General features: G+C 38.0%; 12 protein-coding genes. All 12 read left to right on the top strand.

Annotation, left to right across the window (positions count from 1 at the left end):
* The first annotated feature begins 175 nt into the window (after positions 1 to 175).
* The 12 genes from NSQ18_RS04855 to NSQ18_RS04800 all read left to right on the top strand — a co-directional run bounded on the left by NSQ18_RS04855 (position 176) and on the right by NSQ18_RS04800 (position 13,803).
* Positions 176 to 1,348, top strand: a complete 1,173-nt coding sequence (locus NSQ18_RS04855) for an acyl-CoA dehydrogenase family protein (protein WP_016837285.1) — start codon at positions 176 to 178, stop codon at positions 1,346 to 1,348.
* Between the two features lie 18 nt (positions 1,349 to 1,366).
* Complete coding sequence (locus tag NSQ18_RS04850) at positions 1,367 to 2,248, top strand: transporter substrate-binding domain-containing protein (RefSeq protein ID WP_168412648.1); 882 nt, start codon at positions 1,367 to 1,369, stop codon at positions 2,246 to 2,248.
* Between the two features lie 73 nt (positions 2,249 to 2,321).
* A complete protein-coding gene (locus NSQ18_RS04845) occupies positions 2,322 to 3,035 on the top strand; it encodes an amino acid ABC transporter permease (RefSeq protein ID WP_339289242.1) in 714 nt (237 codons plus the stop codon).
* 15 nt (positions 3,036 to 3,050) lie between these two features.
* Positions 3,051 to 3,755, top strand: coding sequence for an amino acid ABC transporter permease (locus tag NSQ18_RS04840; RefSeq protein ID WP_168412646.1), 705 nt, complete (start codon positions 3,051 to 3,053; stop codon positions 3,753 to 3,755).
* 15 nt (positions 3,756 to 3,770) lie between these two features.
* Complete coding sequence (locus NSQ18_RS04835; RefSeq protein WP_339289239.1) at positions 3,771 to 4,526, top strand: amino acid ABC transporter ATP-binding protein; 756 nt, start codon at positions 3,771 to 3,773, stop codon at positions 4,524 to 4,526.
* Between the two features lie 292 nt (positions 4,527 to 4,818).
* Complete coding sequence (locus NSQ18_RS04830) at positions 4,819 to 5,811, top strand: iron ABC transporter permease (RefSeq protein WP_339289237.1); 993 nt, start codon at positions 4,819 to 4,821, stop codon at positions 5,809 to 5,811.
* A 13-nt stretch (positions 5,812 to 5,824) separates the two neighbouring features.
* Positions 5,825 to 7,291: an adenosylcobinamide amidohydrolase gene (locus NSQ18_RS04825; RefSeq protein ID WP_016837279.1), complete on the top strand. Its 1,467-nt coding sequence runs from the start codon at positions 5,825 to 5,827 to the stop codon at positions 7,289 to 7,291.
* Complete coding sequence (locus NSQ18_RS04820; RefSeq protein WP_016837278.1) at positions 7,288 to 7,848, top strand: cob(I)yrinic acid a,c-diamide adenosyltransferase; 561 nt, start codon at positions 7,288 to 7,290, stop codon at positions 7,846 to 7,848. The genes NSQ18_RS04825 and NSQ18_RS04820 overlap by 4 nt, the downstream gene beginning before the upstream one ends.
* A gap of 280 nt (positions 7,849 to 8,128) precedes the next feature.
* Positions 8,129 to 10,279, top strand: a complete 2,151-nt coding sequence (locus NSQ18_RS04815; RefSeq protein WP_016837277.1) for a (Fe-S)-binding protein — start codon at positions 8,129 to 8,131, stop codon at positions 10,277 to 10,279.
* A gap of 465 nt (positions 10,280 to 10,744) precedes the next feature.
* Complete coding sequence (locus NSQ18_RS04810) at positions 10,745 to 10,888, top strand: hypothetical protein (RefSeq protein WP_172597779.1); 144 nt, start codon at positions 10,745 to 10,747, stop codon at positions 10,886 to 10,888.
* An 852-nt stretch (positions 10,889 to 11,740) separates the two neighbouring features.
* A complete protein-coding gene (locus tag NSQ18_RS04805) occupies positions 11,741 to 12,928 on the top strand; it encodes an acetyl-CoA C-acetyltransferase (protein WP_339289235.1) in 1,188 nt (395 codons plus the stop codon).
* A 23-nt stretch (positions 12,929 to 12,951) separates the two neighbouring features.
* A complete protein-coding gene (locus NSQ18_RS04800; RefSeq protein ID WP_016837275.1) occupies positions 12,952 to 13,803 on the top strand; it encodes a 3-hydroxybutyryl-CoA dehydrogenase in 852 nt (283 codons plus the stop codon).
* Positions 13,804 to 13,806: the final 3 nt, after the last annotated feature.

Below are 13,806 nucleotides of genomic sequence, written 5' to 3'. Positions count from 1 at the left end.
GATTGATAAAGATGTAGTTTCTATAAAATTACAATTCCGACTAATGAACTAAGAATATATTGACTAATAATGTCGAAAAAAGTAAAATCATGACGTAGTAAATATCATTAAGTTGGGTTTTTTTGTTGGAAAAATAAGAGATCCCTTTTTATTGTGAAAGGCAGGTAAATCTTACTTGAAAGAACTATTTATTAAAACCGAAAAACAACGGGAATGGCTTGAAAAGTTAGCTGTTTTGGAAAAATCTATGAAAGAAAATGCCCAACGAAACGATGAAGAATCGATTTTCCCTCATGAAAATATAAAAAGGTTACGTGAGATTGGATATCCAAAAGTTACTTTGCCTACCGAATATGGTGGCGAGGGGATGAATGTTTATGATGCAATATTACTGCAAGAAACGTTAGGTAGTTATGATGGCAGTACAGCTCTTTCCATTGGATGGACTCTGCTCACGGTAGGGGATGTATATGAAACGAAAAGCTGGGCAGAAGAAAAGCTTAAAGAATTTGCAAACGATGTAAAAAACGGAGCAATCATCAATAAAATTTTCAGTGAAGTCATTACAGGAAGTCCAGTCCGTGGTGGCCGTCCTGGAACAAGCGCTGTTAAGAAAGGAAACAAGTGGGTGATCAATGGTCGTAAAGCTTATGCAACATGTTCACCTGAGTTAGATTATTTCTTAGTAACCGCTTGGATTCCAGAAATTGAAAATATCGGAAACTTCCTAATTCATAAAGATACAGAAGGCCTTTCAATCGATGAAACTTGGGACGTAATAGCCATGAAATCGACTGGCAGTCACGATCTAGTTTTAGAAAATGTAGAAGTAGATGAATCAAATTTAGTAGAAATTCCGAAATACCAAACAGGCTTTAAATTGAATGGATGGCTATTAATCATTCCAGCTACATATCTAGGAATTGCGCAAGCAGCTCGCGATTATGCAGTGGAATTTGCCAATACACACTCACCAAATAGCATTAAAGGAACGATTGCAACATTGCCGAACGTTCAAGCATTAATTGGAGAAATTGATTTGCTACTGATGCAAGCTCGCTATACCCTTTATGGTGCAGCCCAAAGTTGTATCGATTTAATGCAAAAAGGTGAAATTTCAACAGAAGACGCTGCCAACATTGCAAATGCAGTCAATGTAGCAAAATATACCGTTACAAATAATGCAATTCAAGTCGTGGATAAAGCAATGCGCGTGGTAGGAGCAAGAAGTTTACAACGCAACAATCCGCTTCAACGATATTATCGCGATGTTCGCGCAGGACTTCATAATCCACCAATGGATGATTTAACAATAAAAAAATTAGCAGAATCAGCATTAAAATTATAATTTTAGGAGGAAACAACAATGAATTTTAAAAAATTTTTTAAATTAGGAGCGATTGGTTTACTAGCAGCATCCCTTGCTGCATGTGGTGGAGGAAATGAAACATCTACTACTGAAAACGAAAATTCTCAAGATTCATCCGATGTGAAAAAAATTAAAGTAGCTTATGCAATTTCTTGGAAGCCGATTACGTATCAAGATGAAAACGGTGAACCAGCAGGATACGAATTAGATATGCTAAGACTTGTTGATGAAAAATTGGAAGACTATGAATTTGAATATATCGGAACTACAGACGATGATTTATTAATCGGTGTAGAACAAGGGAAATACGATTTAGGGGTTAAAAACATTTTCTATACAGATGAACGTGCAGAAAAATATGTTTTCCCTAAAGAATTCACAGGATTAAGCAGTGTTGGATTACTATTGAAAAAAGAAAATGAACATATTAAAGATTTATCAGATTTCGCAGCTGCTGGTTTAGAATTAGCTCCAATTGCAGCTAATAACGCTCAATACACAGTAGTAGCGAAATACAACGAAGAAAATCCGGATAACCAAGTGAAATTAGTTGCTGGCGATACATTTGCTGTGGACGCTGTACAATGGGTAAACGAAGGACGTGCAGATGGTGCAATTGCACTTGAACCAGTTATCGATAAACAAATTAACGATCCAGAAGGTCCATACCATAATCTAAAAGACGAAGTAGTGTATAACGAGTTCACTGTGATCAAAACTTGGACATTATTTAACAAAAACAATCAAGAATTGGCAGATGCTTTCGACGAAGTAATTAAAGAAATTAAACAAACAAATGCATTAAACGAATTAATGGTTAAACACTATGGACGTGACCTATTTGAAGTATTAGAAAGAGTAGAAGGTCAGTCTAAATAATCATCTTGATATATGGGCTGTTGGGTACCAATCACCTTACAGCCTTCATTTTTTCATGAAAAGTGGTGAGAGAATGTTTGAAAAGTATTTTGATATTGGCTATTTATGGGGAGCATTTCCGCAATTATTGCCATACTTAAAAATCACTTTTGCAGTGGCGGGTCTTGCCGTATTCTTTGGTACATTGCTTGGCTTAGTCCTTGCTTTTATGAAAATGGGCAAAAGTAGGGTACTACAAGTAATCGCCCATGGATATACAACGATTATGCGTTGTACGCCATCCATCGTTCTATTGTTTTTAGTCTATTATGGTGTTCCATTTTTAGCAGATTCATTGTTTAATGTGAATTTACAAAATATTTATACAGGTGTTTTTGTCGTTATTACGTTCTCATTACAATTTGCAGCCATGATGTCTGAAGTGATTCGTTCCGCAATTCAATCTATTGATAAAGGACAATTTGAGGCGGCGGTAAGTGTTGGGCTGACGCCATGGCAAGCATACAGACGCATCATTTTCCCGCAAGCTTTTGTTGTAGCTCTTCCTAACTTCGGAAACGGTCTAATTGCCATTTTACAAGAAGGGGCATTAGCTTACACAATTGGTTTTATCGACATTGTTGGAAAAGCAAACCTGATTATTGCAAGTAACTTTAATTCCCATGCGTTAGAAATTTACATTGCATTAGCCGTGATTTATTGGGTTATTTCCATTGTCATTGAAAAAATATTCGAACTCCTTGAAAAAACTTTCAGCAAAGGTTCCCGCTCGATAAAGGCATCGTAGGAGGTGGAGTAACAAATGTTAAATACAGAATTTTTAATAGATACGTTTTTCGTTGCATTATCAGGAGTGCCGATCGCATTGCTTGTGACTGTTGTTGCTCTTGCGATTGCTTTGCCGATTGGGTTTTTCTTCGCTTTAACAAGAATTAATAAAATTCCGGTGCTGAATCAACTAGCGAAAATTTATGTATCATTCGTTCGCGGTACGCCAATCATTATCCAAATTTTCGTTTTATATAGTTTTATACCGATTCTATTAAATATGACGTTTGAAAAATATAACATCGATTATGAAGTGTATAAAATTCATCCGATATGGTATGCATTCGTTATTTTCGCTTTCAACAAGTCAGCCGTTTTAATTGAAGTATTCCGCTCGGCCTTATCGACTGTTGAAAAAGGACAATTGGAAGCTGCCTATTCTGTCGGTTTAACGACAGCTCAAGCATATCGAAGAATTATTATTCCGCAAGCTCTTGTCTCTGCCTTGCCAAACATTGCGAATACAACTGTAAATTTAATTAAAGCAACCTCATTAGGTTATGCCATCTCCTTACAAGAGATTACATTAAAGGCAAAAGTAGCAGCAAACTTTGGTTATAACTATTTGGAAGCATATATTGATATTTTCATTGTCTATTTAATTATTTGTATTGCGGTCGAACAATTATTTAAGTATTTAGAGAAACGGTTAAGCCGTTACAAAGTTGCCAATGCTTAAGGAAGGAGGCAAATAATGTTAGAGATTAAAGATATTCATAAATCCTTTGGTAAAAATGAGATTTTAAAAGGTGTAGATTTAAAGATAAATAAAGGGGACGTTGTAGTCATTCTAGGTCCAAGTGGTTCCGGGAAAACGACACTGCTTAGATGCATTAACTTTTTAGAAAGAGCAGATAAAGGAACTGCAAGATTCGGGGACTTAGAAGTAGATTTAAACAATGCGACGAAAAAAGAAGTGCAACAAGTACGTAAAAAAACTGCCTTCGTATTCCAAAACTATAATTTATTTAACAATAAAACGGCCATTGAAAACGTAATGGAAGGGTTAGTTATTGCTCGCAAAGTGCCGAAAGCCGAAGCGAGAGAAATTGCGAAAAAAGCATTAGATAAAGTCGGTTTATCCGAAAAATACGACTATTATCCAAGCCAGCTATCAGGAGGGCAGCAACAGCGTGTTGGAATTGCTCGTGCTGTCGCTTTAAACCCGGATATTATTTTATTTGACGAGCCAACATCCGCTCTTGACCCAGAACTAGTAGGGGAAGTATTAAATACGATGAAAGAGATTGCCAATGAAGGTACGACGATGCTTGTTGTTACCCATGAGATGGGCTTTGCAAAAGACGTCGCAAATAAAGTGATTTTCATGGACGGCGGTGTGATTGTTGAAGAAGGTACACCACATGATATTTTTGTTTCGCCTAAAGAGATTCGAACAAAACAATTTTTACGTCGTGTATTGCCAGGTTCTTTTGATTACGAAATTTAATCTTCATTTAATGAAACGCTCTCATGTTAAAGATTTGAGAGTGTTTTTTTGTACCTTTTTCTGTTTTTTAGAATTCGTACGATAATTCTTATAGAATAAGCTATAATTAAGAATAATTATGATGAAATTTTCTGGGTGAAGAGTGCACAATCTTCGAGGGAGAAAGGTACGCATGTAGGCTATCTGTTTCTCGTTTTATGGCGGGAGTTTTTTTATTTTTCAAAAGTTGATACGAATCAATTGGAGGACGTATGGAAACTTACTATACATATTTTAGAGGGGTAGAGGATAGATGATGAAGAAAAAATTATTACTCGCTTACGGCTCCTCTATTTTTCTATTACTTATAAGCTTTTGGTTTGGGGTATCAATTGGTTCTGTTGATATTCCATTATCATCTTTATGGAATGAAGAAACCAATCCAAGAGCATTTAGTATTTTATGGAATATTCGCATGCCTCGCGTTATATTAGCTGGGTTTGTTGGAGCATCTCTTGCCATCGCAGGTGCAGCCTTTCAAGGATTGCTGCGAAATCCGTTGGCTGATCCATACACGATTGGCGTTTCATCAGGGGCTTCTGTCGGGGCTATATCCACCATTTTTTTTGGTATTTCAATTCCTTTTATTGGCTCCTATACTATTGCAATTTTCGGGATGTTAGGAGCCTTTATTACATTAATTACTGTACTTATTTTTGCCCGCCTCATCGACCGATCATTGAAAATGGAGACGCTTATTTTAACAGGAGTGATTTTTAGCTCCTTTTTAGCATCTTGCATTTCTTTATTAACTGCATTATCCCATGAAGAATTAAAGCCCATTGTAGGCTGGCTTCTTGGAAGTGTGGCGATGCGAGGGTGGTCTTACGTTAATATATTATTTCCGTTCTTGCTGATTGGCTCTTTTATTTTGTGGCTGAATCGAAGAGAATTAAATGTGATGATGTACGGAGATGATCGGGCTACTGCTTTAGGAGTCAATGTAAAGCGAAGCAAGTACGCCATTTTAATTGGTGGATCTGTATTAACGGGAGCTGCGGTCAGCGTTTCAGGAACAATTGGTTTTGTTGGTTTAGTTGTCCCTCACATGACAAGAATGGTTTGGGGAACAGATCATCGTCATTTACTGCCATTATCTTTTATGAACGGAGCGAGTTTATTAATCATTTGTGATTTAATATCCCGTACCATTGTTGCACCAGAAGAATTGCCGATTGGGGTCATTACGGCATTTATCGGCGCACCTGTATTTGCTTATATTTTCTATAAACAACGCCGCAAGTAAGGGGGGGATATTGGTGCTAAAGGTAGAACAGATTTCTGGTGGCTATCATCAAACCCCAATCGTTCGGGATATCTCTTTTTTGGTAAATAAAGGAGAGTTCCTCGGCATATTAGGTCCGAACGGATGTGGGAAGTCCACCTTGATTAAAATGATTAGCGGCATATTAAAACCAACTTCAGGAAAAGTTTTAATTGACGGGATACCTATTGAAAAGCTGAATCCTCGTCAATTAGCAAAAAAAATGACCGTTTTGCCGCAAATGCAAAGCAATACATTTTCTACAACCGTTCGGGAAACCGTTGAAATAGGCCGTTATCCACACCAATCTGGATTTTTCTCAAGTTGGTCGGAAGAAGATGAAGAAGCGGTTATAAAAGCTATGGAACTGACGGACGTACTAAAATATCAGGATACCAATTTAGAATTTTTATCCGGTGGAGAGAGGCAACGGGTGTTTATTGCCCAGGCTTTAGCCCAATCCTCTGAGCTTCTATTGTTAGATGAACCGACAAACCATTTAGATATTGCACACCAAAAACAAATTTTAGATATGATACGTAAAGAAGTGACGGAACATGGTTTAACCGTTGTATCGGTATTTCATGATATCAATTTAGCTTCCCTATATTGCGATCATCTATTGCTCATGGAGGCTGGGAGTGTAAAAGCATACGGTGAGCCTCATGAAGTGATTATTGAACAGCAAATCATGGATGTATATGAAGCACGTATTTCAACGCAAGCCCATCCTGAGCAACCGAAACCGCAAATGGCGATTCTCCCAGATTTTGAAGAGCAGAGAAAGGAAAAATCCGTTTCCTTATCCAATATACAAAAGGGAGAGGATTACATTGCCTTTATTGCTGAATTTCCTTTAAAAGTGTTGTCATCAGCGGTTCATAATGCAGGTTTAGGATGGTATGCAACATTCATCAATCGAACAGTTCCACAAGAATATGATATAGAAAATGTGAAAACTGAATTTTTGCAATATATAATTGAAAAGGGCTTTTCACCAACGAATACAGTAGGAATGATGACGGCGGTCGATACGAAAAAAGCGGTGATGAAAGAATATCTTGCACCTTTTGGCAGCCTTATTGTCATTGTCACAGCTGGAATTGGCGGAGCTATCGATGTATCTCATGCCTATGAACGAACAGCATATCAAACCATTGGGACAATCAATACATGGGTAATTATCAATGGAAAGCTGTCCGAAGAGGCTTTCGTGCAAGGGATGATGACTGCAACAGAAGCCAAATCGAAGGCACTACAAACAGAAAAGGTTATGGATAAATTATCAAATACCATTGCCACTGGTACACCGACTGATAGCCTGCTAGTTGCTGCGACGCAACAAGGAGAATTTATGCAATATGCCGGTCCTCTTACAGAAGTAGGGAAAATGATTGGCAAAGGGGTTTATGAAGCAACGGTGGAAGCCATTCAAATTTATAAAAGGGAGATGGAACGATGAAAATTTATACAAAAACAGGGGATCAAGGGAAAACGAGTTTAATTGGTGGTCGAGTTAGTAAAGATCACGTTCGTGTGGAAGCGTATGGAACAATCGATGAATTGAATTCATTTATTGGTAAAGCTGTAACGGAATTAGATCCAAATAAATTTCAAGATATTCTGAAGGATCTTGAAACAATCCAACACGAACTTTTTGATTGCGGTGGGGATTTAGCAAATGTCATGAAAGAAAGAAAATACAAATTGCAGGAAGCTTCCGTAGAGGCGTTAGAAAAACGTATTGATGTACTTTCTGAGGAAGTGCCACCAATTAAACGATTTATTTTGCCAGGCGGATCACCAGCAGCAGCAACACTCCATATTGCTCGAACGGTGACAAGACGCGCAGAGCGACAGGTTGTTACGCTGATGAATGAAGTAGAAGATGTCCCAGGAGTAATTCAAAAATATTTAAATCGTCTTTCAGATTATTTCTTTGTTGCTGCTCGTGCCGTGAATTATCGCTTGAATGTAAAAGATGTGGAATATATTCGAGGCGGCGATGTATTTAGATAATACTGTATATTAAAATATTGAATTTGCTATAGTAAAAAAAATCCAAGTGTGAAATTTTTTATGTTGCGCTTGGATTTTTGTATTTTAGGCAATATTTTTGTAAAAATTTCTACTTTTTTAATTGTGTAAAATTATATATCATATTTAGTAAATATAGTATTCTAGTTCAACCAGCTAAAAATTTAGAAATTTTCGAATAGTTGTTGACTGAATGCTCATTCATAATTAAAATGAATGATATAAATTGTTGTGTTCACATGACAAACAAGGGGGATTAGATATGAATGGTTTTTTGCTAGTGAACGGGTTATTATTTATAGCCGTTGTTCTGTATGCAGTTTATCTGTTTGTTTATTCAGTGAAAACAAGATTAGAATATATTAAACTTGGTAAAAAAGAAGAGTTGGAAATCAGTTTCAAAGAGCGATTTGAGAATTTTTGGATTAACGTTCTTGGACAAAACAAATTGTTCAAAGATCGTAAAAGTGGTGTAATGCACCTTATTTTGTTTTATGCATTTTTTATTATTCAATTAGGATTAATTGAATTAATCATCAAAGGATTTATTCCAGGATATACATTTCCGTTAGGAGCTCTTCATCCATTCTTCACGTTTATGCAAGAGTGGACGATGTTTTTAATGTTATGTGCTCTTGTTTATGCAGCTTATCGCCGTTATGGTGAAAAGCTAACACGTTTACAATGGAAAAGAGATAAGAAAGCGGCTTTTGTATATATTGCGTTAATTACACTATGTCTTTCTATTTTCCTTGCTCTAGGTTTTGAAACGGTTGCACATGAAAATGAGCCGAATTTTGTCATTGCTCCATTTTCAGGTATATTTGCATTCCTTTTTGGCGGCTTAAGCCCGGTAGTTGCAAATGTGCTATTTAATGTATTTTGGTGGGTACATATGTTAGCGGTGTTCACATTCCTCGTATTTGTACCCCAATCTAAACAATTCCACGAAGTATTTGTTACGATTGGTCTTTTCTTCAAAAGAGCAGGAAAAGCTGGTCGCTTGCGCAAAATCGACTTCGAGGATGAAGAAGCAGAATCATTTGGTGTTGGAAAAATTGAAGATTTTACAAGAATCCAATTGTTAGACTTATATTCTTGTGTAGAATGCGGACGTTGTACAAATATGTGTCCAGCATCCGGCACTGGAAAAATGTTATCGCCAATGGATTTAATTGTTAAACTACGTGACCATTTAACGTATACTGGTGCCGTTGTGACAAAGAAAAAACCTTGGGTGCCAACGTTAGTTTGGAATAAAACGAAAGGTAATCAACTGGCAATGGCGGCAGGTGCTGAAGGTGCGGTCATTGAAGATATTTATTCTCCATCATTAATTGGTGATATTATTACAGAAGAAGAGATTTGGGCTTGTACAACTTGCCGAAATTGTGAAGATCAATGTCCAGTAATGAATGAGCATGTTGATAAAATTATCGATTTACGCCGTTATTTAACGATGACAGAAGGAAAAATTAATCCTGATGCACAACGAGCGTTAAATAATATTGAGCGCCAAGGAAATCCATGGGGGCTTAACCGTAAAGAAAGAGAGAACTGGCGTGACTCAGATTCAACTGTTCACATTCCAACAGTAAAAGAAGCAATGAAATCTGAAGAAGGCTTCGAATATTTATTCTGGGTAGGTTCCATGGGTTCATTCGATAACCGTTCACAAAAAATCGCGATGTCTTTCGCTAGATTATTAAATGCAGCGGGTGTTAAATTTGCGATTTTAGGAAATAAGGAGAAAAACTCTGGTGATACACCGAGACGTCTTGGAAACGAGTTTTTATTCCAAGAACTAGCTCAAGGAAACATTCAAGAGTTCGAGAAATATGGCGTGAAAAAGATTGTAACAATCGATCCACACGCATACAACATCTTCAAAAATGAATATAAAGATTTCGGATGGGAAGGGGAAGTTTATCACCATACGGAATTGTTATACAAGCTCATTGAGGAAGGCAAGCTTGTATTGAACCACCGTGTGGATGAAACAATCGTATTCCACGATTCCTGCTATTTAGGACGCTATAACAACGTATATGATGCGCCACGTGAAATTTTAAAAGCAATTCCTGGCGTGAAATTAGTAGAGATGGAACGCAACCGTGAAACAGCAATGTGCTGCGGTGCAGGCGGTGGATTAATGTGGATGGAAGACCGTGTTGGAAATCGCATTAACGTTGCTCGTACAGAACAAGCATTAGCGACAAATGCATCTGTGATTTCTGCAGGCTGTCCATACTGCTTAACGATGCTTACAGACGGTACGAAAGCAAAAGAAGTGGAAGACAAAATCGGAACATATGATGTGTGTGAATTGTTAGAACGATCTGTCTTCGGAGAAAGAGCAAAAGAAATCGAATCGGATGAATCATCACAAGAAGAAACTGTAGAAGTACAGTAAAAAAGTTTGAAGTAGTGCAAATCGTGTATTTGCACTACTTTTCGTGCGCCCGGCATGTACATGAACTATAGGGTGTAAGTCCCGAACCCCGAAGACAGAAGTAGAGGTTAGCCAAGAGCAAGGGTGTCCGTGGTGACGCGGAATCTGAAGGAAGCTGGAGGCAAAACACCGGTCCGAGGAACACGAACCTCATATAAGGCTAGGTATGATTGAGTGAGTTTGCAAAACAAAACAAAGCTCTTTCTGTCGAAGGTCATATCGAGTAAATGAGGCGGATAGATGGTGTGAAAGTGCATGTACTTACCCGGGGAGGTCTGGCGGATATGTGAAGTACGCTTCATAACCTACTTAGTGATAAGTAGCTGAACCGTCAGAAGTCAGCAGAGGTCATAGTATTAGTTGGTTTAGAACTACTAAGAAGGACCGAACAATTAAGAGAGAATAGCCCTTGGCATTCAGTGAGTCATGATGAACACAGAAAACGTAGTACCTCACTTGAGGAAGGAAGCGGTGAATCCCGTGGGGGACCTCTTGGAGGGTGGAGTGACCACTGGCATAAAGAGAACAGCTATTCACGGAAGTTATAAAGACTTGCGTCAATCATCTTAATTGAACCGCCGTATACGGAACCGTACGTACGGTGGTGTGAGAGGACGGGAGTTAATCGCTCCCTCCTACTCGATTATTTGGGAGTTTGGATGCAATCCCGTTTTTTAGAAATCGTGTGTATTAGGTGTTGGCTATTAAATGCGCAAGTTTGACTATTATCTTTTGAAGAATGGCTATTATTGTTAGGAAGTTGACTATTATCATAAATGTCGGAAACAATATTTGCTCCCTTGGCAATTATGTTTGCGACATTGACTATTATCTTTTGATGATTGACTATAATGTGATGAATTTTGACTATTATCTCGTCCGTCAGCGATTGTTTTTATAGGATTGGCTATTAAGTACACAGCTTTGACTATTATCTTTTGAAGAATGGCTATTATTATCAGGAAGTTGACTATTATCGTAAATGTCGGAATCAATATTTGTTCCCTTGGCAATTATGTATTCGACATTGACTATTATCCCTTGAAGATTGACTATAATTCTTTTGAATTAGACAATTAGCGAATTCTTTGGGAATAAAAATATTGATTCACGAAGAGGTTAAAGTATTGGCGAGGCGAGTACATCCAATAAGGATAAAGAGAGGTATTTGGGGTAAAAATATTATACTGAAATATTAAATTGTTAGAAAAATAAGAAAAAATCATTGCTAATCTACTTAATTTTCAGTAAAATAAATAGGGAGAATAGAAAAAGGGAGTTCTAAACAACTCCGCTTTTTCTTATGATTAATACTGAGCGAGCGTTCAATCGATTATCAACACTCAGTACTACTATTATTGTATTCAACAAAATAATGAAACATTCAAGATTTACGCACGTTTCGATAAAGGGGTGGAATGTTTGAAAACAGTTATATTAGAGGGTGCAAGAACACCTTTTGGCAAATTCGGTGGCGCATTATCAACTCTTACTGCTTCTGATCTTGGAGGTATTGCCATTAAAGAAGCATTGAAAAGGGCAGATGTCAAGCCGGATCAAGTGGATGAAGTAATTATGGGTACGGTTCTTCAAGCAGGGCAGGGACAAATTCCTTCTCGCCAGGCAGCAGCAAAAGCGGGAATTCCTTGGTCAGTAAAAACAGAAACAATCAACAAAGTTTGTGCATCAGGTATGAGAAGTGTGACACTTGCTGATCAATTAATTCGCCTAGGGGAAGAAGAAGTCATTGTTGCTGGCGGAATGGAATCGATGTCCAATGCTCCGTATTACTTGCAAAAGGGTCGTTGGGGATTACGCATGGGAGATTCAACAGTTGTTGATGGCATGATTTATGATGGCCTATCTTGTTCCTTCCATCCAGATAAGGTTCATATGGGGACTTATGGAAACGGAACAGCGAAGGAATTCAACATCTCAAGAGAAGAACAAGATGCATGGGCATTGCGTAGCCATCAACTAGCAATCCGAGCGATTGATGAAGGAATATTTGCTGAAGAAATCGTTCCGGTAGAAGTAAAAACTCGCAAAGATACATTAGTTGTAAAAGAAGATGAAGCGCCTCGCAGAGAAACATCATTGGAAGCGCTAGCAAATTTAAAACCTGCTTTCGACCGAGACGGCACAATTACTGCTGGAAATGCTCCGGGAGTAAATGATGGCGCTTGTGCACTTGTATTAATGAGTGAGAAAAAAGCGAAGGAAGAAGGACGCACACCGCTCGCGTATGTATTAGCTCATGCGGAAGTTGCTGTTGAGCCAGAAAACTTCCCACAAACTCCAGGACTTGTGATTCGTGAAATTTTAAATAAAACAAACAAAACGATTGATGAAATTGACTTAATTGAAATTAATGAAGCCTTTGCAGCAGTTGCTCTTGTAAGCAACCAAATTGCTGGACTCGATCCAAACAAAGTGAATGTAAACGGAGGAGCAGTTGCATTAGGTCATCCGATTGGTGCTTCAGGTGCAAGAATCATTTTAACTCTTTGCTACGAATTAAAACGTCGTGGTGGTGGAATTGGCATCGCAGCTATTTGCTCTGGCGGTGGTCAAGGGGATGCCATCATGGTAGAAGTACCGAAAAATTAATTCAAACAAATGGGGGAAAGGAAATGGCAATTAGAAAAGTAATGGTTGTTGGTGCTGGACAAATGGGTTCAGGCATTGCTCAAGTATGTGCTACAGCAGGATTTGAAGTAAAATTAAACGACATTAAAGAAGAATACTTCGAACGAGGTCTTACAACAATTACGAAAAATTTGTCTCGCGATGTGGAAAAGGGACGTAAAACTGCTGAAGAAAAAGAAGCGATTTTAAATCGAATTACGAAATCCTTGAGCTTAGAAGATGCTCGTGATGTGGATATTGTAATCGAAGCAGCTACAGAAAATATGGAAATAAAGCAATCTATTTTTAAGCAACTAGATGAAATTGCACCGGAACATGCAATTCTTGCGACAAATACATCCTCACTTCCAATTACGGAAATTGCAGCAGTAACGAAACGACCTGAAAAAGTAATCGGTATGCACTTCATGAATCCAGTGCCAGTTATGAAACTGGTGGAAGTAATTCGCGGTCTTGCAACGGCTGATGAAGTATACAAAACGGTAGAACAAATGGCAATTGAGTTAGGTAAAAAACCGGTAGAAGTTAATGACTTCCCAGGATTTGTATCCAACCGCATTCTCCTACCGATGATCAACGAAGCGATTTATGCACTATATGAAGGCGTTGCGACAAAAGAAGCAATCGACGATGTTATGAAGTTAGGCATGAATCATCCAATGGGACCACTTCAATTAGCAGATTTCATCGGTTTAGATACATGTCTATACATTATGGAAATCTTGCATGAAGGATTAGGAGATAGCAAATATCGTCCGTGTCCTCTACTTCGCAAATACGTGGCAGCTGGTTGGTTAGGGAAGAAATCAGGCCGCGGTTTCTACATCTACGAATAGCAG

The organism is Ureibacillus sp. FSL K6-0786, assembly GCF_037965165.1.
Classification (GTDB): domain Bacteria; phylum Bacillota; class Bacilli; order Bacillales_A; family Planococcaceae; genus Ureibacillus; species Ureibacillus thermosphaericus.
The sequence above is the reverse complement of the archived record's forward strand: the minus strand, read 5'-3'. Positions and strand labels throughout refer to the sequence as shown.